The following is a 23,570-nucleotide window of genomic DNA, read 5'->3' as shown; positions in this document are numbered from 1 at the left end:
AGGCGCCCGGATCGGGCGGCGATGATGCACGGAAGGGAGGGCCGGGCCTGCCTGCGCAGGAGCAGGCTTCCTTCAGGGAAAGCAGAAGCTCCGCTCCCTGACCGCATTCAGTCAGCCCCCTACCAGGCCAGCCGGTACTTCACGCCCATGGCCTGGGCCAGTTGCCGCTGCCGCCGCTCGACCGCTTCTCCGAACAGATCGGCGTCCACGCTGCGCAGCCGCAGTTCGAGCACATTGCCCTCCATCTCCAGGCGGGAGGCGAGCAAAGGCCCCTCCACGCCGCCGGACAACCGCTGCCCCAATCTGATCGCCAGACCCCATAAGGTCGCTCGCTGAAGCGCTTCGGGCGGGGCCAGCCGCTCGATGCCGGGCGGCGTCGACAGGCCGCCGCCAAAATTGCTGTGCAGCGCCTGGGCCAGCATGGCTCGCTCGGCCGCGTTGATGCCGACCCAATTGCTGTGCAGCGCGATCTCGACGCCCCGGTCCGACCGGAAATCGGGATTGGCGCGCCACCCGACATCGGCCAACAGGCAGGCCGCCCGGCGAATCCGCCGCCATGCGCTGCCGTCCTCCAGGAACAGCGGCGCGATCCAGCGCTCGATCATGTCGCCATGGCCGGTAAAGCGCGCCTGCGCTTCGCCTTCGGCCTCCGCCGCGATCAGCAGCGGATCATGTGCCTGAATATCCGGGGGCAGATCGCTGAACAGCAGCCCCTCGCGCAGGCCATAGGCCGACACGACCAGCCTGCTCGACCTCAACTGGCGCACGATCACCGACAGCAGCGCCGCCGCATCCGGCAGGGTCGGCACGCGCGATCCGGTGATCTGTGGAATATCCTTGAACCGCGCCTTGCCGACATGGGACACGATGCGCGTCAATTGTTCGGCCCGCGCGGCAGGCATTTCATATTGGTGCACGACGGGAAGCGGGAATTGGGTCAATTCCATGTCGAACCGGGCCAGCGCGCGCCACGACCCGCCGACCAGATAGAAGGGCAGGCCGGCAGGCGCGTCCCAGCCCGCCTTGGCCAGCATCTTCCTGACCATCCGTTCCAGCACGGCCGGCCCCTTGGCGCGGATTTGCGGCAGGCGCAGCACGCCCAGCGGCAAGGACACCGTTTCATGCACGGCGCCGTCGCGGATTCGGGCCAGCTCAAGGCTGCCGCCGCCCAGATCTCCGACGATGCCGTCCGCGCCCGGAATGCCCGACAACACGCCATAGGCCGCGGCGACCGCCTCCTGCCCGCCGGACAGCAGCTCGACCTCCAGCCCCATGTCGCGGGCGCGCCGGATGAACTCGTCGCCATTTTCCGCGTCCCGCACCGCGGCGGTGGCGACGCAGCGCACCTCCTGCACCTCCATCTCGCGGCAGAGATGGGCGAAGCGGCCGATCGCGCGCAGCCCCCTGTCCATGGCTTCCGCCTCGATCCGGCCCGTCTTCCCCAGGGACGCGCCCAATCCCGCCATCACCTTTTCGTTGAAGAGGATGAAGGGGATGCGGCGCGGCCCGTCATAGACGACCAGCCGCACGCTGTTGGAACCGATGTCGATGATCGCCGTGCGCGCCTTCGCCTGATGCGGGGACGTCGCCATGCCGGGGGCGAGCGCCCGGACCTGGCTCAACATGGAATTCATGCCGTTCAGGCCCGCCCGCGCAGGCGCAGCGTCGGCACCGCTTCGCTGTCCAGCGCGGCGCCACGGCCCGAAAGGGACGGGTTGGTCATGAAATAGCGGTGCAGGTTGAACGGCCGGTCGCCCGCCTCGACGCGGCTGTAATGGCCGTCGCTGTCCAGCACCCAGCTCTGTTCGGTGTCGATCAGGTTGGCGACCATCACCTGGTCCAGAATCTGGTCGTGCACGGTCGGATTTTCGACCGGCGCCAGGAACTCCACGCGCCGGTCGAAATTGCGCGGCATCCAGTCGGCCGAACTGATGAACACCTTCGCGCCATTATTGGGCAGCGCCTTGCCATTGCCGAAGACGGTGATCCGGCTATGTTCAAGAAAGCGGCCGACCACCGACTTCACCCGGATATTTTCCGACATGCCCGGCACGCCCGGCCGCAGGCAGCAGATGCCCCGCACGATGAGTTCGATCTGCACGCCTGCATTGCTCGCCGCATAGAGCTTTTCCATGATCGCCGGGTCCACCAGCGAATTCATCTTCGCCCAGATGGTTCCCGGCCGCCCGGCGCGGACATGCTCTATCTCCGCATCGATCAGGTCGCACAGGCGGTTGCGCAGGTCGCGGGGCGACATCACCAGCTTTTCCAGCCGCTGCGGCTCGACATAGCCGGTGATGTAATTGAACAGCGCCGCCGCATCGCGCCCATAGGCCGGATCGGCGGTGAAGAAGCTGAGGTCGGTGTAGATGCGCGCCGTCACCGGATGATAGTTGCCGGTGCCGAAATGGCAGTAGGTGCGGAACGCCTCCCCCTCCCGCCGGACGACCATCGACACCTTCGCATGGGTCTTCCAGTCGATGAAGCCATAGACCACCTGCACGCCCGCGCGCTCCAGCGCGTCGGCCCACATCAGGTTCTGCTCCTCGTCGAAGCGGGCTTTCAGCTCCACCACCGCCGTCACGGACTTGCCCGCCTCGGCCGCGTCGATCAGCGCGCGGATGATCGCGGACTGCTTGCCCGCGCGGTACAGCGTCTGCTTGATCGCCACGACATCGGGGTCGGACGCTGCCTGCTTCAGGAAGGACACCACCACGTCGAAGGCTTCATAGGGATGGTGGACCACGATGTCCTTCGCCCGGATCGCGGCAAAACAATCCCCGCCATATTCGCGGATGCGTTCCGGGAAGCGGGGGGCGTAGGGCTCGAACTTCAGGTCCGGCCGATCCTCCTCGACGACGCCGGACAGGTCGCCGATGCCGACGAACCCTTCCACCTCCGCGATGATCGCCTCATGGCCCTGGAGCATGTCCTGCAACATCTCCTCGACCGGCTCGGGAATGCGTTCCTCTATCTCCATGCGGATCACGCGGCCCCGGCGGCGGCGCTTGATGGCGCTGCGGAAATAGCGGACCAGATCCTCCGCCTCTTCCTCTATCTCTATGTCGCTGTCGCGGATGATGCGGAAAACGCCGCTGTTGCGGACGCGATAGCCGGGAAAGAGATCGGCCGAGAAGCGCCGGATCACCGCCTCCAGCGCCATATAGCGGGCCGTTTCGCCCGGCATCCGCACGAAGCGGGCGAGTGAGGACGGTATCATCACCAGCTCGCGAATCGGTTCCTTGTCCGACAGCCGCTCCAGGTCGAAGACGATCGACAGCCCCTGATTGGGGATGAAGGGGAAGGGGTGCGCCGGGTCCAGCGCCTGCGGCGTCAGGATCGGGAAGACCTGCGTCAGGAAATGATCGCGCAGCCAGTTCTCGCAGGAGGGGTCGAGCGCGGTGGACGGGCCGATCACCTCTATCCCCACCTGCGCCAGTTCGCCGTGCAGCGCCCCCCACACCTTCTGCTGCGCGCCCATCAGCCGGGCGGTTTCCTCGCTGATGGCGGCCAGTTGCTGCGCCGGGGTCAGCCCGTCGGCGGAGCGCATGTCGACATCCTGCAATTGCTGCCCCTTCAGGCCCGCCACGCGCACGGAGAAGAACTCGTCCAGATTGGCGCCGGAAATCGACAGGAAACGCAGCCGCTCCAGCAGGGGATGCGCCCGGTTCATCGCCTCCTCCAGCACGCGCTGGTTGAAGGCCAGCCAGGACAGTTCCCGGTTGAAATAGCGGTCGCTGGGCAGGGTCAGGCTGGCGGAGGGGTCGGCTTCGGCCACATCTCTCTCATCGTTCGGAACCGGAGGATCAGTCCGGGACTATAGGCAAAAATCCCGCGTCTTGCAGGACATCTTTCGCCATAGCGGTAGAAATCTTACGTCCCGATGACAAAGCCGCCTCGTCCAGCAGGCGCGTCACGGCGGCGATGGCGGCATAGCTGCGCTCGATCCGCCGCAGCAGCCATTCGGGCAGGTCGGCGGCATAGCTTGCCCCGGCCGACGCCAGGGACCGCTCGATCAGGGCGCGGGCCAGCGCCTCGTCCGGCTGCTCCAGCGCGACATGCGGCGCCGCTGCCAGCCGGGACCGCAGGTCGGGAAGGGCCACCTGCCATAGCGCGGGCGGCGCGTCCGCGATCAGCAGCAGCGGGCGCTGCGCCGTCTGCGCATCGTTCCAGGCGTTGAACAGCGCCTGCTCATCCTGCCGCTGCGCATCGTCGATCATGGTCCCGCCGCTCTGCGCGACGAAATGGCGGCCCAGAGTCGAACGGCCCGACAGGGGCGGCCCGCTCAGCACGCTGATCGCCAGCGGCCATCCCCGCCAGTTCTCCAGATGGCGGACGGCGATGCGGTTGGCGTCGCTGACCAGGAAATCCTCGCCGCTTGCCCGATCAGGCCGGTCGAACGGCAGGCTGATCTGTCTCATGGCGCCTTTCATTGCGCAGAGCCGGCTCCCGGTGTCCCACCCCTGCGGATGCGCAGCGTATTGCCGGACACGGCGACGTTATAGCCCTTCGCCCCCAGCGCTGCACGCAACATGTCGACCGTGCCGTCGAAGCTCACCTGCATGACCGACGTGCCGCCCAGCGCCAGGCTGCTGGTCGCCGCCGAACGCACGCCCGCGATGGAACGCACGGCGGCTTCGCCCTGCGCCACCGATCCGACGTCCGGGGTGTCGAACTGGATCGCGTAGCTGCCCGTCGTGGCGGCGGGCGTCGGCATGTCGAGCGTTTCCACCGGCAGATCGGCGGCATTTTCGATCTCCAGCGCATTGGGATCGACCGGCTCCTCGATGATCAGCGACGGGTCGGGACGCAGGCGGCCGTCGTTCAGCGCCTGGGTATAAAGCTGGTCGATCCGCTGCGTCGCCTGGTCCAGCATCTGCGGGATCGCGCTGTCGTTGGAGGCGCGCAGGGAAAAGCTGCCGATCAGGAAATTGTCGGGGCCGTAGCGCGCCGTGAAGGTGCCGGTCACCGGACCGCCCGGATATTGACGGTCGAGCCGTGCGATCGGGATCACCACGTCCGCCGCGCCATATTGGTCGAGCAGCACGCGCCACCACAGCCGCCCGCGCCGCCCGGTCTGCCCCGCGTTCAGCAGGATCGGATCAGCGATCGACCCGGCCACGCGGACATAGTCGATCGCGCTGTCGCCGGTGCGGAAACGCGCCCAGGCCCGCTGCCATTCGTTGATCCGCTCATAGGACACGGCCGACCCGCCGTCCCACAGCACCGGGATCACCAGCAGGGGCGGGGACCGCATGACATTGCCGGTCACGCCCAGCAACTGGCCCGTCCGCGCCCGGTCGAACATGACGCCCAGCGTGGCGACATAGCGGGTGGGGCCCGCCTGCTCATATTCGATCTCGATGCCCGAAATCATGCCTTCAAGCTGCGAATCGGACAGGGCCGGCGCGCCGCTGCCGCCATGGGTCCGGGTCCACAGCATCTGCCATGCCCGCCGCTGCGCCAGCCGCCAGCCGGCCTTGCGCGCGCTGTCGGCATCCTTGGCGAAGACGTCGACCTTCACATGGCTCACCTGGAAATCGCCGCCGCTGGCGATGGGGGGCACGCCGCGCTCCCCCTCCATCTGCGCGACCAGCGCCGCAGCGGCGAGGCCAAGCATGATCGCGCCCAGTATCTGGATCGGGCGCGACGCTGCGCGGAACAGGTTCAAAGGCCGGAGGGACAGGCCACGAAGGACAGAAGGCACGTTCACGCGCGTCCTTTTGGCGAGATTTGCCTGCGCTGCCAAGCGGCAACCCATTTCCCGTTCCGTTTTCGCGCACAATGTGCGTTATTTGGCTTGCCGCATTTTCTTAAGCCGTCAGATGTTTCCATCTGACTTGAAAATGCTTAGGGGCCACAGCCATGAGCGACACCGAATCCTACAGCTACGCCAAGGCTGGCGTCGACATCGCCGCGGGCAATGCGCTGGTTCGCGCCATCGCCCCGCTTGCCAAGGCCACCCGTCGCCCCGGCGCCGACGCGGAACTGGGCGGCTTCGGCGGTTTCTTCGACCTGAAGGCGGCCGGTTACGACGATCCGCTGCTGGTCGCGGCCAATGACGGCGTGGGCACCAAGCTGAAGCTCGCCATCGATCACAACGCCCATGACGGCGTGGGCATCGACCTGGTCGCCATGTGCGCCAACGACCTGATCGTGCAGGGCGCCGAACCGCTCTTCTTCCTGGACTATTATGCCACCGGCAAGCTGGAGAGCGGCGTTGCCGAACGCGTGATCGCGGGCATTGCGGAGGGCTGCAAGCAGGCCGGCTGCGCCCTTATCGGCGGAGAGACGGCGGAAATGCCCGGCATGTACGGGCCGGGCGACTATGACCTTGCCGGTTTCTGCGTCGGCGCGGTGGAGCGGTCCAGGGCGCTGACCGGCAACCGGGTCAAGGCGGGCGACGTGCTGCTGGGTCTCACTTCCTCGGGCGTGCACAGCAACGGCTTCTCGCTGGTGCGCCGCCTTGCCGCCGACAAGGGCTGGAAGCTCGACCGTCCGGCGATCTTCGATAATGAGGTGCTGTTGATCGACGCGCTGATGGCGCCGACGCGCATCTATGTGAAGTCGCTGCTGCCGCTGGTCCGGGCAGGCCGGATCAATGCGCTGGCCCACATCACCGGCGGCGGCCTGCTGGAGAATATCCCGCGCGTGCTGCCCGAAGGCTGCCATGCGGTCGTCGACGCCGATGGATGGGAACAGCCGCGACTGATGGCTTTCCTCCAGGCGCAGGGCAATATCGAGCCGGAGGAAATGGCCCGCACCTTCAATTGCGGCGTCGGCATGGTGCTGGCGGTGGATGCGGATGCGGTGGACGCCGTGACGGCGGATCTGGAAGCAGCGGGCGAAACCGTGGTCCGCGTCGGCCTCGTGGAGGCGGGCGAAAAGGGCTGCACGGTCAAGGGCTCACAGGAAACATGGAGCGCCAGGGCCGACTGGACCGCCACGCATCTGGGGTAAGTCACTGAAACCCGTTCGTTTCGAGCGAAGTCGAGAAACGAAGTCACAAGGGTTCTCGACTTCGCGCGAACCGGACGGGGACTGCAAGTGAAGGCAAAGGTCGGCGTTCTGATTTCCGGACGTGGCTCGAACATGGCGGCGTTGCTCTATGCCGCCAGGCATCCGTCCTGCCCCTATGAGCTGGTGCTGGTCGCCGCCAACGATCCCGAAGCCCCCGGCCTGACCCTCGCCGCCGCCGAGGGCATCGCCACCTTCGCGCAGAGCCACAAGGGCCTGAAGCGCGCCGAATTCGACGCCATTATCGACAAGGCGTTGCGCGGGGCGGGCGCGGAATATGTCGCGCTGGCCGGCTATATGCGCCTCCTCTCGCCCGAATTCGTCGCCGGCTGGGAAGGCCGGATGCTGAACATCCACCCCAGCCTGCTGCCCAAATATAAGGGTCTCGACACCCATCGGAAGGCTTTGGACGCAGGCGATACCCATGCCGGCTGCTCGGTCCACATCGTCACGGCGGAACTGGACGATGGGCCGGTCCTTGGCCAGATCGAAGTCGCGATCCTGCCCGGCGACACCGCCGACAGCCTTGCCGCGCGCATATTGATGGCGGAACATCAGCTCTACCCGCGCACGCTGGCGGATTTCGTCACCCGCGAGCGCCAGCCCGAATGGCTGCTGAACAAAGTCCGTGAGCGCGCCCTGGCCCTGCCGCAGGCGGATGAGGTCACGTCCCACGGCATGCCCTGCTTCGGCATCGAAAAGGGCAAGAAATTCGCCTATTTCACGCAGGATCGTCATGGCGACGGCGTTATCGCCATCCTCGTCAAGACGACCGCGCCGGAAGAACAGGCGATGCTGATCGAAAGCGACCCCGCCCGCTATTACCGCCCCGCCTATTTCGGAGATGGCTGGGTCGGCATCCGCCTCGATCTGGGGGACACGGACTGGGACCAGATCAACGAACGGCTGGAGCGCAGCTGGCGGGAGGTCGCGCCCCGCAAACTCACCGCCCTGATGGACGCCGCCGACGAATTTTAACCCCGCTCTTTCCTTTCCAATGGCCCAACCCCACTATAGGCAGCCATGACCGACACCTCCCCCACTCCCGCCATAGAGATCGCCAACCTCACCAAGGTTTACAAGGGCGGCAAGCAGGCGCTCGACAATATCAACCTCTCCATCCCGCGCGGGCAGATTTACGGCCTGCTGGGACCGAATGGCGCGGGCAAGTCGACCACCATCAACATCCTCGCCGGGCTGGTGAACAAGACCAGCGGCACGGCGAAAATCTGGGGCTTCGACATCGACCAGAACCCCCGCAACGCCAAGAACAGCATCGGTATCGTCCCGCAGGAGATCGTCTTCGACCCCTTCTTCACCCCGTTCGAGACGCTGGAGAACCAGGCGGGCTATTATGGCGTGCCCCGGGACCGCCGCCGCTCGATGGAATTGCTGCGCGCCGTGCATCTGGAGGACAAGGCCGACGCCTATGCCCGGACCCTGTCGGGCGGCATGAAACGCCGCCTGCTGGTGGCCAAGGCAATGGTGCACAGCCCGCCGATCCTGGTGCTGGACGAACCGACCGCCGGCGTCGACGTGCAGCTTCGCCAGCAACTCTGGGCCTATGTGCGGGAGTTGAACCGCCAGGGCGTGACCATCGTACTCACCACGCACTATCTGGAAGAGGCCGAGGAATTGTGCGACCGGATCGGCATCATCAACCATGGCAAGGTCATCACCGACAAGCCGACCCGCGAACTGATCGCCATGGCGCAGGAGAAGGTGGTGCAGGTGACGGTCGACCGCGATGTGGTGACGCCCCCCGCCGACCCCAGCTTCGAGAAGATCGAACTGTCGGACGAACGCACGCTGACGATCACCTATATGAAGAACCGCGCCAATGCGGGCCAGGTGCTGAGCGCCGTGCAGGCCAGCGGGCTTTCGATCGTCGACGTGGTGACGCGCGACCCTGATCTGGAGGATGTGTTCCTGAACCTGACCGCGGCGGCGTGAGGGAGAGGGATGCCTCTCCCCCTCCCGCAGGCGGGAGGGGGCCGGGGGGTGGGCTGGCGCGACCTTTCAAAAGCAGGAATACGTCCCGCGCAAAGTCGCTAAGAAACGAGGCATCTCCGCCTGAGCGGTTCCTTTGGCATCGCCTGCGCAACCGCCAACTCGACGGCCGCAAGTTCAGCCGCCAAATCCCTATCGGCCCTTATTTCGCGGATTTCCTCTGCCGCGAGGCGAAGCTCATCATCGAACTGGATGGCTCCACCCACGACGACAGTGCGGAATATGACGCCCGCCGCGACGCCTACTGTCGCGAACTAGGCTTTACCGTCTTGCGCTTTCAGAATGCGGAAGTGATAGGGAATATCGAAGGCGTGCTGTCGCATATCATGGCAGCCCTCGCGCAAGCCCACCCCCAACCCCTCCCGCCTGCGGGAGGGGAGTAAGAAGACTATATGCCCACCACCACCTATGACGTCGTCATCATCGGCTCCGGCGCGGCGGGGCTGACGGCCGCCATCAACCTGGCGCAGGACCGCAAGGTCGTGGTGCTGGCCAAGGGAGCGCTGGACGGCGGGTCCACCAACTGGGCGCAGGGCGGCATCGCCGCCGTGCTCGACGCCGGGGACAGTTTCGAGGCGCATATCGAGGATACGATGGTCGCAGGCGCGGGCCTGAACGACCGCAGCACGGTCGAATTCGTCGTCTCCGAAGCCCCCGCCGCCATCGAGCGGCTGGCGGAACTGGGCGTGCCCTTTAACGGGGGCGAGGAATTCGGCGAACGCTGGCACCTGACCCGCGAAGGCGGTCACAGCCACCGCCGCATCGTCCATGTCGACGACGCCACCGGCCATGCCGTGCAGGTCGCGCTGCTGAAGGCCGCCCGCGCCAATCCCAACATCACGCTGCTGGAGGACAGGGTCGCCATCGACCTCATCACCAGCCGCCATGGCGAGCGCTATTCGGGCGACGGGCATGTATGGGGCGTCTATGCCTTCAACAGGCTGACGGACCATGTCGACGCGATCCTGGGCAAGGCGACGATCCTCTGCACCGGCGGCGCGGGCCGCACCTATCTCTTCTCCACGGCTCCCCGGGGCGCGACCGGGGACGGCATCGCCATGGCCTGGCGCGCGGGCTGCCGCGTCTCCAACATGGAGATGAACCAGTTCCACCCTACCTGCCTCTACAATCTGGAGGTCAAGAATTTCCTCATCACGGAGGCGGTTCGCGGCGAAGGCGGGCATTTGAAGCTCCCCCCCGGCGTGCCCGGCGGCGGCGAGCGCTTCATGCCCCGCTTCGACGAACGCGCCGAACTCGCGCCCCGCGACGTGGTGGCCCGCGCCATCGACCATGAGATCAAGCGGCTCGGCCTCGACTATGTCCATCTCGACATCAGCCACAAGCCGCCGGAATTCGTGCGCACCCATTTCCCGACCATCTATGCGCGCCTGCTGGACCTCGACATCGACATCACGAAGGAACCGATCCCGGTCGTCCCGGCGCAGCATTATACCTGCGGCGGCGTGGTCATCGACCTGGATGGCCGCACCGACCTGCCGGGGCTCTATGCGGCGGGCGAAGTCACCGAAAGCGGGCTGCACGGCGCCAACCGCCTCGCTTCCAATTCGCTGCTGGAATGCTTCGTCTTCGGGGAAGCCGCCGCCCGGCACATCCGCGCCCATTGGGACGAACTGCCCGCGCCGCCGCCGATCCGCCCCTGGGACGAAAGCCGCGTCACCAATTCGGACGAAGAGGTCATCGTCCAGCATAATTGGAAGGAAATCCGCCGCTTCATGTGGGACTATGTCGGCATCGTCCGCACCACCAAGCGGCTGGAGCGCGCCAAGCACCGCATCGACCTGCTGGCGAAAGAAGTCGACGAATATTACGGCCATTTCCGCGTGACGCCGGACCTCATCGAACTGCGCAACCTGCTGGAGGTCGCGCGTCTGGTCGTCCGCTCCGCCCTGCATCGCAAGGAGAGCAGGGGGCTGCACTATACGCTCGATTATCCGGCGATGCTGCCGCAGGCGGTCGATACGGTGCTGGCGCCCTGAAAGAAGCTGAAAAAAGGTGGCGCAGCGTCCATCGCGCTGCGCCATGAGTCGAGGAGTGACGCGGAGGAAGGCGTCGGATTGCTTTTACCCCTGCTGTCCCGCCGCGCCTTTGATCGGCGTCAAACCGTCTTCAGAAAATTGCCGAGGACCGCGTTGAAGCGGGCCGGCTGATCCGCCATGACGACATGGCCGCTGGGGCCGATGGGCACCAGCCGCACGCCGCGCTTGGCGGCATAGGCGGCGCGGAAGGTTCGGCCGATCTCGCCCGCCTGCGCCGCATCGCTGCCGACGGCATAGACCACCTCCATCGGCGCGGTCAGCCGCGCCAGTTGCGGCCCCAGGTCGACATTGGCGAGATCGCGCAGCGCATTGGCGACGACATCCGGATCGCTGCCCCGGGCGCCCGGCATTTCCGCCAGCATCCGCGCCAGATAGGCGCGGCCCGCCCTGGTTCCGGTGAAATATTGCCCCAGTTGATCGGCCAGGAAGCCCATGCCCTGCGCCGTGCCGCCGACCATCGCCGCCCCTTCGGGCAGCATGTCGACCACCATCAGCCGCCCCGCCAGCCCCTTCAAACCCAGCATCATCGCCAGCGTGCCGCCCATGCTGTGGCCGACGATGGCGGGCCGCTCCAGCCCCGCCGCCGCGATATAGCGGGCGATCTCGTCCGCCAAAGGCTGGACCAGCGGCCCGCTGGCATTGGCGTCCGCCGCCAGGCCGGCAAAACCCCGCACGTGGACCAGATGCCAGCGATAACCGGAAAGCGCGCCGACCACCCCGTTCCACAGCCCCGGCCCGCTCGCCAGCCCCGCGATCAGCACGACATCGCGACCGGCGCCGCGAGTCGTCACGGCAATGCGGCGCGAAGCGAAGGGCGCCGCCCACGCCCGTGCCGGCAACATGCCGCCCGCCAGCAGCGCAGTCGCCCCCCGCATCATCGCCCGTCTGTTCATCATGTGGTTCATCGGCATGTGGTTCATCGGCGCTTCCTTGCAGTCCTTCGCCTGAACCTCAACTGAGTTAAGGCGCGCCTCGTTCAGCCTCCTTACATCGCATTTGTGGAATCGTTCATCGCATGATTCTTGTCACCCGGCGCGGGTCTGAACCCTAATGCGAAAGGAGAGTGCGGGGATTTCGATGACCAATTTCAAGGGAGGGCGCGACAAGCGCCCAAATGGCGGCGGCAATAGCGGCTCGGCCCGGCTCGTCCTGTTGATGGCGGCGCTTTCGGCATGCGTCAGCGCGCCGCAGCAGCCCTATGCGGCGGTCCAGCAGCGGCCGCAGCCTTCCACCGCGACCTTCCCGATCAAGCCGGTCGCCAATCCGCCCAAGCCCTTCGAAGCGCTGAAGGTCGACCAAAGGGAAACGCCGCCGCCCGCTTTGGTCAGCGTGATCCGCAACCTGGGCCAGAGCTTCAACGGCAAGGTCGGCATCGCCGTGCGCCGCATCGGCAGCGACTGGACCGTTGCATGGAACGGCAATCTGCTCTTCCCGCAGCAGAGCGTTTCGAAGCTCTGGGTGTCCATGACCTTCCTCGACGCGGTCGACCGGGGCAAGATCCGCCTCAGCGACAGCACCACCATCACGAAGAAGGACCTGACCCTCTTCCACCAGCCGACCGCCGCCCTGGTCGGCAATGCCGGCTGGACCACCACCTATTCCGACCTGATGCGCCGCGCCATGACGCAGAGCGACAATACCGCCAACGACACGCTGCTGCGCGCCGTCGGCGGGCCGGAAGCGGTGCGCGGCTATCTCGCCCGGCGCTATATCAAGGATATCCGCTTCGGGCCCGGCGAGCGGCTGCTGCAATCCACCACGGCGGGCCTGGAATGGCGGCAGGATTATTCGATCGGCCGCAACTTCTATGCCGCCCGCGCCAAGCTGCCCCTATCGGTGCGGCAGAAGGCGCTGGACAATTATCTGGCCAGCCCGCCGGACGGCGCCGCGCCATCCTCCATCGTGCAGGCGCTGGCGAAGCTCAAGCAGAACGACATGCTTTCCCCGGCATCGTCGCAACTGCTGCTTTCGATCATGGGCGAGGCGAAGACGGGGCCGCAGCGGATCAAGGGCGGCGTGCCGGCGGGATGGCATTATCTGCACAAGACCGGCACGGGTCAGGAACTGGGCGCGCGTTCGACCGGGTTCAACGACATCGGCATCATGACCGCGCCCGACGGCACCAGCTATGCGGTCGCGGTGATGATCGGCAGCACGACGGAACCGATCCCGACGCGCTGGCAGTTGATGCAGGCGGTGGCGAAGGCGGTGGCGGCCAACCACGAGGCGCGGTAAGTTTTTCGCTTCCCGTCATTCCCGCGAAGGCGGCAATCCATCTCCTGACCGTGCATCAAGCACCTTCTTATGGGAGATGAGTGCCCACCTGCGCGGGAACTATGGAATAAGCCCTAATCCAGATTGGGCCGCAGCCAGCGCTCGGCCGTCTCCAGATCCACCCCGCGCCGCCCGGCATAATCCTCCAGCTGGTCGCGCCCCACCCGCGCCACGCCGAAATATTCCGCCTGCGGATGCCCGAAGTAAAAGCCGCTGACCGCCGCCGTCGGCAGCATCGCGAAGCTTTCCGTCAGCGAAATGCCCGTCGCGTGATGCGCGTCCAGCATGTCGAACAGCAGCGGCTTCAGACTATGCTCCGGACAGGCGGGATAGCCGGGCGCGGGCCGGATGCCGCGATATTGCTCCTTGATCAGCGCCTCGTTGGTAAGCTGCTCGCCCTCGGCATAGCCCCATAGCGCGGTGCGCACATAATGGTGCAGCCGCTCGGCAAAGGCCTCCGCCAGACGATCCGCCAGCGCCTTGAGCAATATGTCCGAATAATCGTCGATAGCGTTCTTGAACCGCGCCAGATGCGGCTCGATCCCGTGGATCGACACGGCGAAACCGCCCATCCAGTCGCCATCATGGCTGATGAAGTCGGCAAGGCACATATTGGCCCGGCCCTCCCGCTTGGCGATCTGCTGGCGCAGCATCGGCAGGCGGACATGCTTTTCATCCTCGACATGGACGATGATGTCGTCGCCTTCGCGGCGGCAGGGCCACAGGCCGGCCACGCCGCGCGCCGTCAGCCATTTCTCGTCCACGATGCGGTCGAGCATCTTCTGCGCATCGGTGAACAGGCTGGTCGCGCTTTCGCCCACCACCCTGTCCTCCAGGATCGCCGGATAATTGCCCGCCAGTTCCCATGCGCGGAAGAAGGGCGTCCAGTCGATATAGTTGCGCAGGTCCTTCAGATCCCAGTCCGGGAAGCGGTGGACGCCGGGCAGGCGCGGCTTGCCGGGCTTCAGGCTCTCGTCGATCTCGAAGGCATTGGCCCGCGCTTCCTCGATGCTGAGCAGCTTGCTCTGCCCCTTGCCCTCTCGGGCGGCGCGGACATGGGCATAATCATCCTTGGTCTTCTGGACGAAATCGGTCTTCTGGGTTTCGGAGACGAGCGCCGTCGCGACGCCGACCGCCCGGCTGGCGTCCAGCACATGCACCACCGGCCCGGTGAAGGCCGGATCGATGCGCAGCGCGGTATGCACTTTGGAGGTGGTCGCGCCGCCGATCAGCAGCGGCATGGTCATATCCGCGCGCTGCATTTCCGCCGCGACCGTCACCATCTCGTCCAGCGAGGGGGTGATGAGGCCGCTGAGACCGATCATGTCGGCGTCATTTTCGTTCGCCGCCTTGATGATGTCCTGCCACGGCACCATGACGCCCAGATCGATCACCTCGAAGCCGTTGCACTGAAGCACGACGCCGACGATGTTCTTGCCGATGTCGTGGACGTCGCCCTTGACCGTCGCCATCACGACCTTGCCCTTGCCCTTGGCGCCGGGCTCCTTCGCCGCCTCGATGAAGGGGAGGAGGTGGGCGACCGCCTTCTTCATGACGCGGGCGGATTTCACCACCTGCGGCAGGAACATCTTGCCCGCGCCGAACAGGTCGCCGACGACGTTCATGCCGTCCATCAGCGGGCCTTCGATCACCTCGATGGGCTTTGCGGCAGCGAGGCGGGCTTCCTCCGTATCCTCGACCACATACATGTCGATGCCCTTGACCAGCGCATGTTCCAGCCGCTTGGCGACCGGCCAGCCGCGCCATTCCTGCGCCGCCTTTTCCGATGCGGCATCCTTGCCCTTGAAACTCTCCGCCAGCGCGACCAGGCGTTCGCCCGCCTCCGGATCGCTGTTCAGCAGCACATCCTCGCACGCCTTGCGCAGCGCCGGGTCGATGGCGTCGTAAACGTCGAGCTGGCCCGCATTGACGATCGCCATGTCCAGCCCCGCCGGAATGGCGTGGTAGAGGAAGACCGAATGCATCGCCCGCCGCACCGGCTCATTGCCGCGGAAGGAGAAGGAGAAGTTCGACAGGCCGCCCGAAATATGGACATGGGGGCAGCGCTTCTTGATCTCCCGGCAGGCCTCGATGAAGTCGACGCCGTAATTGTTATGCTCCTCGATCCCGGTCGCCACGGCGAAGATGTTGGGGTCGAAGATGATGTCCTCCGGCGGGAAGCCGATGGACATCAGCAGCTTGTAGGCGCGCTCGCAGATCTCGACCTTGCGGTCCTTCGTGTCGGCCTGGCCGGTCTCGTCAAAGGCCATGACGACCACCGCCGCGCCATAGGCCATGCAGAGGCGGGCGTGATGGAGGAAGGCTGCCTCACCCTCCTTCATGCTGATCGAATTGACGATGGGCTTGCCCGACACGCATTTCAGTCCGGCTTCGATCACTTCCCATTTGGAACTGTCGATCATGACCGGAACGCGGGCAATGTCCGGTTCGGACGTCATCAGCTTCAGGAAGGTCGTCATCGCCTCCACGGCGTCGAGCAGGCCTTCGTCCATGTTGACGTCGACGATCTGCGCGCCGTTCTCCACCTGATCGCGGGCGATGTCGATGGCCGCGGCATAGTCGCCCGCCATGATCAGCTTCTTGAACTTGGCCGATCCGGTGACGTTGGTGCGCTCACCGATATTGACGAAAGTGGCGGTCGATTGGGTCATTCCCTGCTTCTCTTCTCTTCGTCATCCCCGCGAAGGCGGGGATCCATCTCCCAACATAGCACCAGGGGAGAAAGCAGGAGATGGATTCCCGCCTTCGCGGGAATGACGGATTTATATCTTACGCGGCAATATGCATCGGTTCGAGGCCCGCGAGCCGCGTCACCACCGGCAGTTCGGGCACAATGCGAGGCTTGTGCCCCGCCAGCGCCTTCGCCACGGCGCCGATATGCGCCGGCGTCGTGCCGCAGCAACCGCCGACCATATTCACCAGCCCCTCATCCACCCACTGGCGGATCAGGTTCGCCGTAGTCTCCGGCAGCTCATCATATTGCCCCAGTTCATTGGGCAGCCCGGCATTGGGATAAGCCAGGATCAACGTATCCGCATTCTTGGCCAGCTCACTCAGATAAGGCCGCAGCAGATCCGCCCCGAAGGCGCAGTTCACCCCGATGGTCAGCGGCTTCAAATGCCGCAGCGAATACCAGAAGGCGTTGATCGTATGCCCGGACAGGTTGCGCCCCGACATGTCCGTGATGGTGAAGCTCAGCATCAGCGGCACCGGCCGCCCCGCCGCCGCCTCGGCCTCCCGCGCCGCCATGCCCGCCGCCTTGGCGTTCAGCGTGTCGAAGCAGGTCTCGACCAGCAGGAAGTCCACGCCGCCCTCGATCAGCGCCTCGCACTGCTCGCGATAATCGGCCTTCAGCGTATCGTAATCGACCTCGCGATAGGCCGGATCGTTGACGTCCGGAGAGATCGACAGCGTCTTGTTGGTCGGCCCGATCGACCCCGCTACAAAGCGTGGCCGCCCATCCTTCGCGCTCGCCGCCTCGCAGGCCTTGCGGGCGATCCGCGCGGCGGCGATGTTGATCTCCCGCACCAGATGTTCGCAGCCATAATCGGCCATGGCGATCTTGGTGGAGGAGAAGGTGTTGGTTTCGATCATGTCCGCACCGGCGTCGAGATAGGCGGTGTGGATGCCCTCCACGATGTCCGGCCGGGTCAGGCAGAGCAGGTCGTTATTGCCCTTCTGGTCCTTCGCCAGATCGAGCGACCCGCGATAATCCGCCTCCGTCAGCCCATGTTTCTGGATCGACGTGCCGTAGCCGCCGTCGAATATCATGATCTTCTCCGCGGCCACGGCGCGGAAGCGTTCCTCGGCGGTCATGCCGTCTTCTCCAATGTCGCCGGCCGCAGCCCGAGCAGATGACAGATCGCATAGCTCAGTTCCGCCCGGTTGAGCGTATAGAAATGAAAGTCGCGCACCCCGCCCGCATAAAGCTTGCGGCACAGTTCCGCCGCCAGCGTCGCGGACACGAGCTGCCGTGCGGCGGGCAGGTCGTCCAGCCCCTCGAACAGCTTGCCCATCCAGCCCGGCACATCGGTGTTGCACATGGCCGACATGCGCTGGACCGCCGCGAAATTGCTGACCGGCATGATGCCCGGAATGATGTCCGCGTCGATCCCTGCCGCCGCCACCGTATCGCGGAAACGGAAGAAGGTATCCGGCTCGAAGAAGAATTGCGTGATCGCCCGCGTCGCGCCCGCATCCAGCTTGCGCTTCAGATTGTCGATGTCGCCCCGCGCGCTCAAGGCGTCGGGATGCGTCTCCGGATAGGCGGCCACCGAAATCTCGAAGGGATGGCGCTTCACCAGCCCTTCGACCAGTTCCGCCGCGCCCTTGTACCCGTCCGGATGCGCCTCGAACTTCGCGCCCGCTTCCGGCGGATCGCCGCGCAGCGCCACGATATGCCGCACGCCCGCTTCCCAATAGGCGTCGGCCACTCCGTCGATCTCCGCCTTGCTCGCCGCCACGCAGGTGAGGTGCGCCGCCGCGGACAAGGGCGTTTCCTTCGCGATCCGCGCGACGGTGTTATGCGTCCGCTCCCGCGTCGACCCGCCCGCGCCGTAAGTCACCGACACGAATTTCGGCGCCAGCGGCGTCAGGGTCTGGATCGCGGACCAGAGCTGCTCCTCCATCTTCTCCGTCTTGGGCGGGAAGAATTCGAAGCTCACATTCAGGTCGCCCGCCAGATCGGCGTAAAGCGGCGCATCCAGCGCCCGCCGGGCCTCTTCGACGGAGGGAAAGCTCAAGGTCATGCGGAAAGTCGTCCTTCGATAGGCAGGACGCGCGCGCCACGGCGGCGGCCCAGCCATAATTGCACCGTCAGTTCCTGGCCGGGCAGCACCTCCACCCGCTCCAGTTCCAGGCCCGCATCCGCGAACCAGCTTTCGATCTGCCCGTCGGAAAAGCCCAGCCGCGCATGCTGGTCGCGCAGCCTGAGTTCTTCCCGTTCATGCGCCGCGAAATCGGCGATCAGGACGCGGCCGCCCGCCGCCGTCACCCGGGCCGCTTCCTCGATCACCGCCTCGGGCGCCTGGGCATAGTGCAGCACCTGATGCAGCACCACCGTATCGGCGCTGCCCGGCTCCAGCGGCAGGGCGCTGAAATCGCCCAGCACCAGCGCATATTTGTCGCCCGCATCCTCGGGCAGCTTGGCGCGGGCCAGCCGCAGCATGTCCGGGCTGCGGTCCAGCGCCGTCACCTGCTCCGCCGACGGACCGAACAATTCGATCATTCGCCCGGTCCCGGTGCCGATGTCGAGCAGATGGCCGATCGGTTCCGCCCCCAGCAGGGCGGTCATCGCCGCCTCCACATCGCCCTCCGGCACATGCAGGGACCGGATCGCGTCCCATTCCTCGGCATGTTCGGCAAAATAGCTTTCCGCCGCCTGGGCGCGATCCGCCCGTACCGCCGCCAGCCGGGCGAGGTCGGCCTTCTGCCACAACAGCTCGCCCTCCGACGGCACGAGTTGGTCGAAAAGCGTCAGAAAGGGTCCGATTTCCGCCTCTTTGCCCAGCCGCAGGAAAACCCAATTGCCTTCCTTGCGCCGCTCCACCAGACCGGCTTCGGCCAGGATGCGGACATGGCGGGACACACGCGGCTGGCTTTGCCCCACGACCTGCGCGATTTCGCCCACGGCCAGTTCCATGGCGCGCAGAAGATAGATGATGCGCAGCCGCGTCGGGTCGCCCAATGCCCGGAAAATGTCGATTGCTGCGCTCATGCATGGATCATATAAAGAAATCTTTATATGCGTCAATGGTCGTTCGGAACCGCGCCGTTCAACCCCTGACAGCCCCGAATCACGGGCTTGACGCATGATTGGGATTGCCATGAGTCGCCGGATTCATTACGAATCGCGGCGCAGACGCAATGGGGGGTGAACTTTTCTCCGAGAGTGGTCTGCACCGTTATTATTCTCAGAGAGGGGTTAACCCATGACCAAGTCGATTGCTCTTTCGCTCGTTCTCGCCGCGTCGCTCGGCCTGGCCGCCTGCTCGGGCGGTGCGGAAAATGCCGCCAACGCTTCGGCCAATGCCGCGGAGAACGCTTCGAACGCTGCCGACAACGCCATGAACGCCGCGCTGAACGCTGCCGACAATGCTTCGAACGCCGCTTCGAACGCTGCGAACACGGCCGGCAACGCTGCCGCGAACGCGATGTAATTCCCAGAAGGGAATTGTCTGGAATGGGCCGCGCCGGAAACGGGGCGGCCTTTTTCTTTGACTCGCGCCGGTCGGTCGGTTCCATCAGGCTGAGCTTGCCCTGGCGTCGCAGCGACAGGATGCGTCAGAAGGCAAAAAAAGGGCCGCCCCGATGGAGCGGCCCTCTTTTCGTTCATCCTTCAGCGGTGGATCAGCAATCCCGGTCGATCGCCCGCCCGGCCAGCGCACCCACGCCCGCGCCGATGATGGCGCCCGTGGTGCCGTCGCCGCGGCGACCGTAGCGGCCGCTGCCCTTGCCGACTTCATTGCCGAGCAGGCCACCGGCTATCGCGCCGATGATGGTGCCGCCCGTGCCATTGTCCCGGCAGCGATAGCCACCGCGATAGCCGCGATAGCCCCTGTAATAACTGTCGCCGCGATAATAGCCGCCGCCCCGGTAATAACCATCGCCGCGATAGCCGCGATACCCGCGGTCGCCGCGATAATAATCGCCACGGTCATAATGGCGGCCCCAGCCGTCGCGGGCCATGGCCGGCGTTGCGGTGACGGCCAGAGAGGCAGCGCCCATTGCCAGCGCCGCCCCCAGATTGATCAGAAACTTCGTCTTCATGGCGTTGCTCCTCATTTGCCATCGATCACGGCAGGTCTTCCACGGAGGACTCACCATCGATTGAGACCCTTTTGCCCGATTCGCATTGAGCCAAGCCTGAATGGCGATGTCAGCCGCCGTTCAGCATTGGAGCAACCGGCGGGAACGCTTATCGCGCTTTTCGGCGGTCGATGCCAGCGCCGCGAAAAACCCTGCACGGGGGCCGATTATCCCCTATGGCAAGGGCGATGCGCCGAATCCTGATCGTCCTGCTGCTCGCGATCCTGCTGCTTCCCGCGCCGCACAAGAACAAGCCCGAACCCTTCGGCCCCGGCCCATTGCTGGTGCGGGCGCGCGCCTTGTCCCTGAACGCGGCCGATCCCGCCCAGCGCGACCTTGGAATGCTGCACTATCTGGGCGGATGGCAACTCAGCAGCACCCATCATGGCTTTGGCGGCATATCCTCGCTGCTGGCGGAACCCGACGGCCAGATTCTGGCGCTCAGCGATTCCGGCACGCTGATGGGTTTCCACATCGGCCCGGGCAGGGCGGAACGGCGTCCCTTCATCGCCCCGCTTCCCATCCGCCCGCAGGATCGGGAGCGCCCCTGGTGGGCCTGGGATTCGGAGGCGATGGCTCATGATCCGGCGACAGGGCGCTATTGGGTGGGCTTCGAACTGCAACAGATGATCTGCCGTTATTCCCCCGGCTTCGCCCGCGTCGAAGCCTGCCGCACCTGGCCGGAGATCGAGGCCTGGCCGGAGACGGGATCGGTCGAATCCCTGGCGCGGCTGCCCGGCGGCCGCTTCCTCGTCCTGGCGGAAATGGGGATGACCGCCGACGGCAGCCACGACACGCTGCTGTTCGCGGGCGACCCGACCGAAGCCGCCACGGCGGCGCCCATGCACCTGCGCTATGTGCCGCCGCGCGGTTATCGCCCGACCGACGCGGTCGCGCTGGACGACAGGCATGTGCTGGTCCTCAACCGGCGGCTGACCTTGCAGGAACTGTTCACGGCGACCCTGGCGATCATCGAACTACCGGAAGAGCCGCGCCCCGGCGACCGGCTGAAGGCGCGCGTCCTCGCCCGGCTGGCGCCGCCCCTGTTGGCCGACAATTTCGAAGGATTGGCCCTGAGCCGGGAAGGCGGCCGCCGGATCGTCTGGATCGCGTCGGACGACAATCACGAATTTTTCCAACGCACCCTGCTGCTGAAATTCGCCCTGGATTGGCAGGGATAGGGCGGCATGAAGGAACAGCGGGCGGGGACCGGCCTCCCGGCCCCCCAGCCCGTCTCAGCTACGCACATCCTGCTCCGTCACCGGAGCGATCTTGATTTCGACGCGGCGGTTGGACGCCTTACCCTCCGCCGTGGCGTTGGATGCGATCGGCTGGGTTTCCCCGAAACCGCGCGTGGCGATGCGGGCCGACTGCACGCCATGGCTCGTCAGATAATCGCCCACTGCCTGGGCGCGCCGTTCCGACAGGGCCTGGTTATAGGCATCGGTGCCGTCGCTGTCGGTGTGGCCGTACACGTCGATATAGGTCTTGGGATATTGCGCCAGTACGGATGCGACGTCGTTCAGCGTCGGCTGGAACTGGGGCTGCACGGCGGAACTGTCGGTGGCGAAGGTGATGCCCGATGGCATGCGCAGCACCAGATTGTCGCCATCGCGGATCACGTCCACGCCGCTGCCGGCGGTTTCTTCGCGCAATTTCTTTTCCTGCGCGTCCATATAGGCGCCGATGCCCGCGCCCGCGACCGCGCCGATGCCCGCGCCCAGGATCTTTTCGGTGCGGTCATGCCGCCCGCCGACCAGATCACCGAGCAGATAACCGCCCAGCGCGCCGCCGATGCCGCCGATCGCGGCCTTGGAAATGGTGCGGTTGCCGGTGTTGGGATCGGTGGTGCAGGCCGTGGTCGCCAGCATGGCGGCCAGGCCGGCCGCGCCGATGATGCGATGAAAATTCCGCATGGATATATTTCCCTTTCTCGTGCGCCCGAACGGAGCGGATGCACCCCCAATGGATGAGAGGAGGCCTTTGTTCCACAAGCGAACTGAACTGCAGATGATGCGGCGGTTGTGAAATTGTAAGAATCAGGGTTATAGGTGGCCGCCGACCGCCATGGCCAATATCCCCCCGCACGCTCCAACGCCCTTTCCCTGGGTCGACCTCGTCATCATCCTGGCGCTCGTCGCGCTGAACGGCCTGTTCGCCATGTCGGAACTGGCGATCGTATCCGCCCGCAAGCCGCGCCTTCAGGCGATGGAAAAGGCCGGGCGGCGCGGCGCGCGCTCCGCCCTCGCGGCGGCGAGCGATCCCGGCAAGTTCCTTTCCACCGTGCAGATCGGCATCACCCTGATCGGCATCGTCGCGGGCGCCTATTCCGGCGCCAGCCTTGGCGGGCCGACGGGGGAACGGCTGGCGATGCTGGGCCTGTCGCCCCATGCCGCGCAGAATGCCGGTTTCGCCCTGGTGATCGGCCTTACCACCTATGCCTCGCTGATCGTCGGGGAACTGGTGCCCAAGCAGTTCGCCCTGCGCGCGCCGGAGCCCATCGCCGTGCTGGTCGCCGGGCCGATGCTGTGGCTGGCGAAGGTCACCGCCCCCATCGTCTGGGTGCTGGACGGATCGAGCGCCCTCATCTTCCGCCTGCTGGGGCTGACCCGCGAATCGGAAAATCAGGTGACGGCCGAGGAACTGCACCTGATCGTGGCCGAGGCGAGCAGGTCCGGCGTGATCGAGGAGAGCGAGCGGGCCATCATTTCCGGCGTGGTGCGGCTGGCCGACCGCCCGGTGCGCGAGGTGATGACCCAGCGCATGGATGTCGACTGGATCGACATCCATGCCGATGAGGAGGCTATTCGCGCCAAGCTGCTCGATACGCCGCACACCCGCCTGCCGGTGGGCCGGGGGACGGTGGAGGACATCATCGGCGTGGTGCAGGCGCGCGACATCATGACCGCGCTGTTCCGGGGCGAGGGGCTGAGCCTGGAAAGGCTGATGCGCAAGGTGGAGGTCGTGCCGGATCAGGTCGACGCCATGGACGCGCTGGAGGTGCTGCGGCGGGCCGAGGTGCCGATGGTCATGGTGCATGACGAATATGGGCATTTCGAGGGGATTGCGACGCCTGCCGACCTGCTCTCCGCCATTGCAGGCCATTTCGTGTCCGACCTGGACAGCGAGGATGAGCCGGACCTGGTCGAGCGGGAGGACGGCAGCCTGCTGGTGTCGGGCCAGATGCCGGTGGACCTGCTCGCGGACCGGATCGGCATCGACCTGCCGGAGGATCGCGACTATGCGACGGTCGCCGGCCATGCGCTGTGGCTGCTCAAGCGCTTGCCGGAAGTGGGCGATTTCATCGACGATCAGGGCTGGCGGTTCGAGATCGTGGATATGGATGGGCGCAAGATCGACAAGCTGCTGATCGCGGAGCAATAG

The 23,570-nt window shown here is 65.8% G+C and carries 20 protein-coding genes; 9 read left to right on the top strand and 11 right to left on the bottom strand.

The genetic code is table 11. The annotated features are described in order from the left end of the window. Window positions 1-119: 119 nt before the first annotated feature. Genes A0J57_RS20485 through A0J57_RS20470 form a run of 4 tightly spaced genes read right to left on the bottom strand, consistent with a single transcriptional unit; the run spans window position 120 to window position 5,713 of the window. Complete coding sequence (locus tag A0J57_RS20485) at window positions 120-1,634, bottom strand: Ppx/GppA family phosphatase (RefSeq protein ID WP_025548673.1); 1,515 nt, start codon at window positions 1,632-1,634, stop codon at window positions 120-122. Between the two features lie 5 nt (window positions 1,635-1,639). After that, entirely contained in the window at window positions 1,640-3,778 is a 2,139-nt protein-coding gene (locus A0J57_RS20480) for an RNA degradosome polyphosphate kinase (RefSeq protein WP_025548671.1), read from the bottom strand. 28 nt (window positions 3,779-3,806) lie between these two features. Then, window positions 3,807-4,421, bottom strand: a complete 615-nt coding sequence (locus tag A0J57_RS20475; protein WP_044660205.1) for a chromosomal replication initiator protein DnaA — start codon at window positions 4,419-4,421, stop codon at window positions 3,807-3,809. 8 nt (window positions 4,422-4,429) lie between these two features. Further along, window positions 4,430-5,713: a hypothetical protein gene (locus tag A0J57_RS20470; protein WP_061940642.1), complete on the bottom strand. Its 1,284-nt coding sequence runs from the start codon at window positions 5,711-5,713 to the stop codon at window positions 4,430-4,432. A 152-nt stretch (window positions 5,714-5,865) separates the two neighbouring features. Between A0J57_RS20470 and purM the strand changes: the two genes are divergently transcribed. From purM to nadB, 5 genes are all read left to right on the top strand, one after another. Next, window positions 5,866-6,960: a phosphoribosylformylglycinamidine cyclo-ligase gene (purM, locus tag A0J57_RS20465; RefSeq protein WP_061940628.1), complete on the top strand. Its 1,095-nt coding sequence runs from the start codon at window positions 5,866-5,868 to the stop codon at window positions 6,958-6,960. Window positions 6,961-7,047: 87 nt separating this feature from the next. Continuing rightward, a complete protein-coding gene (gene purN / locus A0J57_RS20460; protein WP_076605802.1) occupies window positions 7,048-7,995 on the top strand; it encodes a phosphoribosylglycinamide formyltransferase in 948 nt (315 codons plus the stop codon). 45 nt (window positions 7,996-8,040) lie between these two features. Continuing rightward, the gene (locus A0J57_RS20455) at window positions 8,041-8,970 is read left to right on the top strand and encodes an ABC transporter ATP-binding protein (protein ID WP_061940625.1); all 930 of its coding nucleotides are present in this window, start codon (window positions 8,041-8,043) and stop codon (window positions 8,968-8,970) included. Then, window positions 8,967-9,410 carry an endonuclease domain-containing protein gene (locus A0J57_RS20450; protein ID WP_235600922.1) on the top strand — a complete coding sequence of 148 codons (444 nt, stop codon included), beginning with the start codon at window positions 8,967-8,969 and terminating at the stop codon, window positions 9,408-9,410. The genes A0J57_RS20455 and A0J57_RS20450 overlap by 4 nt, the downstream gene beginning before the upstream one ends. Window positions 9,411-9,419: 9 nt before the next feature. Continuing rightward, window positions 9,420-11,024 (top strand): L-aspartate oxidase, encoded by a 1,605-nt coding sequence (gene nadB / locus A0J57_RS20445; protein ID WP_061939801.1) that lies wholly within the window; start codon window positions 9,420-9,422, stop codon window positions 11,022-11,024. A gap of 119 nt (window positions 11,025-11,143) precedes the next feature. Here the strand turns inward: nadB and A0J57_RS20440 are convergent, their stop codons facing one another. After that, entirely contained in the window at window positions 11,144-11,980 is an 837-nt protein-coding gene (locus A0J57_RS20440) for an alpha/beta fold hydrolase (RefSeq protein ID WP_061939811.1), read from the bottom strand. A 181-nt stretch (window positions 11,981-12,161) separates the two neighbouring features. Here A0J57_RS20440 and A0J57_RS20435 point away from each other — a divergent pair, with 181 nt between their 5' ends. Beyond that, complete coding sequence (locus A0J57_RS20435; protein ID WP_061939799.1) at window positions 12,162-13,319, top strand: serine hydrolase; 1,158 nt, start codon at window positions 12,162-12,164, stop codon at window positions 13,317-13,319. A gap of 113 nt (window positions 13,320-13,432) precedes the next feature. On the opposite strand, the gene metH is transcribed toward A0J57_RS20435, so the two are convergent. The 4 genes from metH to A0J57_RS20415 all read right to left on the bottom strand — a co-directional run bounded on the left by metH (window position 13,433) and on the right by A0J57_RS20415 (window position 19,095). After that, the gene (metH, locus tag A0J57_RS20430) at window positions 13,433-16,030 is read right to left on the bottom strand and encodes a methionine synthase (protein WP_061939798.1); all 2,598 of its coding nucleotides are present in this window, start codon (window positions 16,028-16,030) and stop codon (window positions 13,433-13,435) included. 118 nt (window positions 16,031-16,148) lie between these two features. After that, window positions 16,149-17,195: a homocysteine S-methyltransferase family protein gene (locus A0J57_RS20425; RefSeq protein WP_061939787.1), complete on the bottom strand. Its 1,047-nt coding sequence runs from the start codon at window positions 17,193-17,195 to the stop codon at window positions 16,149-16,151. Further along, complete coding sequence (gene metF / locus A0J57_RS20420; protein ID WP_061939785.1) at window positions 17,192-18,127, bottom strand: methylenetetrahydrofolate reductase; 936 nt, start codon at window positions 18,125-18,127, stop codon at window positions 17,192-17,194. Before metF ends, A0J57_RS20425 begins: the two co-directional genes overlap by 4 nt. After that, a complete protein-coding gene (locus A0J57_RS20415; RefSeq protein ID WP_025548655.1) occupies window positions 18,124-19,095 on the bottom strand; it encodes a metalloregulator ArsR/SmtB family transcription factor in 972 nt (323 codons plus the stop codon). Before A0J57_RS20415 ends, metF begins: the two co-directional genes overlap by 4 nt. A 214-nt stretch (window positions 19,096-19,309) precedes the next feature. On the opposite strand from A0J57_RS20415, the gene A0J57_RS20410 reads away from it, so the two are divergent. Continuing rightward, window positions 19,310-19,537, top strand: a complete 228-nt coding sequence (locus A0J57_RS20410; RefSeq protein WP_025548654.1) for a hypothetical protein — start codon at window positions 19,310-19,312, stop codon at window positions 19,535-19,537. Window positions 19,538-19,727: 190 nt separating this feature from the next. Here the strand turns inward: A0J57_RS20410 and A0J57_RS20405 are convergent, their stop codons facing one another. Then, complete coding sequence (locus A0J57_RS20405; protein WP_061939783.1) at window positions 19,728-20,147, bottom strand: glycine zipper 2TM domain-containing protein; 420 nt, start codon at window positions 20,145-20,147, stop codon at window positions 19,728-19,730. A 227-nt stretch (window positions 20,148-20,374) separates the two neighbouring features. Between A0J57_RS20405 and A0J57_RS20400 the strand changes: the two genes are divergently transcribed. Then, window positions 20,375-21,367, top strand: coding sequence for an esterase-like activity of phytase family protein (locus A0J57_RS20400; protein WP_061939781.1), 993 nt, complete (start codon window positions 20,375-20,377; stop codon window positions 21,365-21,367). 54 nt (window positions 21,368-21,421) lie between these two features. Here the strand turns inward: A0J57_RS20400 and A0J57_RS20395 are convergent, their stop codons facing one another. Beyond that, the gene (locus tag A0J57_RS20395; RefSeq protein WP_044660197.1) at window positions 21,422-22,102 is read right to left on the bottom strand and encodes an OmpA family protein; all 681 of its coding nucleotides are present in this window, start codon (window positions 22,100-22,102) and stop codon (window positions 21,422-21,424) included. A gap of 151 nt (window positions 22,103-22,253) precedes the next feature. On the opposite strand from A0J57_RS20395, the gene A0J57_RS20390 reads away from it, so the two are divergent. Next, complete coding sequence (locus A0J57_RS20390; RefSeq protein ID WP_061939779.1) at window positions 22,254-23,570, top strand: hemolysin family protein; 1,317 nt, start codon at window positions 22,254-22,256, stop codon at window positions 23,568-23,570.

Origin of the sequence: Sphingobium sp. 22B (assembly GCF_001580035.1) — a bacterium.
GTDB lineage: Bacteria > Pseudomonadota > Alphaproteobacteria > Sphingomonadales > Sphingomonadaceae > Sphingobium > Sphingobium fuliginis.
The sequence above is the reverse complement of the archived record's forward strand: the minus strand, read 5'-3'. Positions and strand labels throughout refer to the sequence as shown.

Excerpts from the sequence above, each read along its gene's own strand:
- A0J57_RS20485 (WP_025548673.1), bottom strand. The coding sequence starts at position 1,634 with ATGAATTCCATGTTGAGCCAGGTCCGGGCGCTCGCCCCCGGCATGGCG.
- A0J57_RS20475 (WP_044660205.1), bottom strand. The coding sequence starts at position 4,421 with ATGAGACAGATCAGCCTGCCGTTCGACCGGCCTGATCGGGCAAGCGGC.
- purM (WP_061940628.1), top strand. The coding sequence starts at position 5,866 with ATGAGCGACACCGAATCCTACAGCTACGCCAAGGCTGGCGTCGACATC.
- A0J57_RS20455 (WP_061940625.1), top strand. The coding sequence starts at position 8,041 with ATGACCGACACCTCCCCCACTCCCGCCATAGAGATCGCCAACCTCACC.
- nadB (WP_061939801.1), top strand. The coding sequence starts at position 9,420 with ATGCCCACCACCACCTATGACGTCGTCATCATCGGCTCCGGCGCGGCG.
- A0J57_RS20440 (WP_061939811.1), bottom strand. The coding sequence starts at position 11,980 with ATGATGAACAGACGGGCGATGATGCGGGGGGCGACTGCGCTGCTGGCG.
- A0J57_RS20435 (WP_061939799.1), top strand. The coding sequence starts at position 12,162 with ATGACCAATTTCAAGGGAGGGCGCGACAAGCGCCCAAATGGCGGCGGC.
- metH (WP_061939798.1), bottom strand. The coding sequence starts at position 16,030 with ATGACCCAATCGACCGCCACTTTCGTCAATATCGGTGAGCGCACCAAC.
- A0J57_RS20425 (WP_061939787.1), bottom strand. The coding sequence starts at position 17,195 with ATGACCGCCGAGGAACGCTTCCGCGCCGTGGCCGCGGAGAAGATCATG.
- metF (WP_061939785.1), bottom strand. The coding sequence starts at position 18,127 with ATGACCTTGAGCTTTCCCTCCGTCGAAGAGGCCCGGCGGGCGCTGGAT.
- A0J57_RS20415 (WP_025548655.1), bottom strand. The coding sequence starts at position 19,095 with ATGAGCGCAGCAATCGACATTTTCCGGGCATTGGGCGACCCGACGCGG.
- A0J57_RS20410 (WP_025548654.1), top strand. The coding sequence starts at position 19,310 with ATGACCAAGTCGATTGCTCTTTCGCTCGTTCTCGCCGCGTCGCTCGGC.
- A0J57_RS20405 (WP_061939783.1), bottom strand. The coding sequence starts at position 20,147 with ATGAAGACGAAGTTTCTGATCAATCTGGGGGCGGCGCTGGCAATGGGC.
- A0J57_RS20400 (WP_061939781.1), top strand. The coding sequence starts at position 20,375 with ATGCGCCGAATCCTGATCGTCCTGCTGCTCGCGATCCTGCTGCTTCCC.
- A0J57_RS20395 (WP_044660197.1), bottom strand. The coding sequence starts at position 22,102 with ATGCGGAATTTTCATCGCATCATCGGCGCGGCCGGCCTGGCCGCCATG.
- A0J57_RS20390 (WP_061939779.1), top strand. The coding sequence starts at position 22,254 with ATGGCCAATATCCCCCCGCACGCTCCAACGCCCTTTCCCTGGGTCGAC.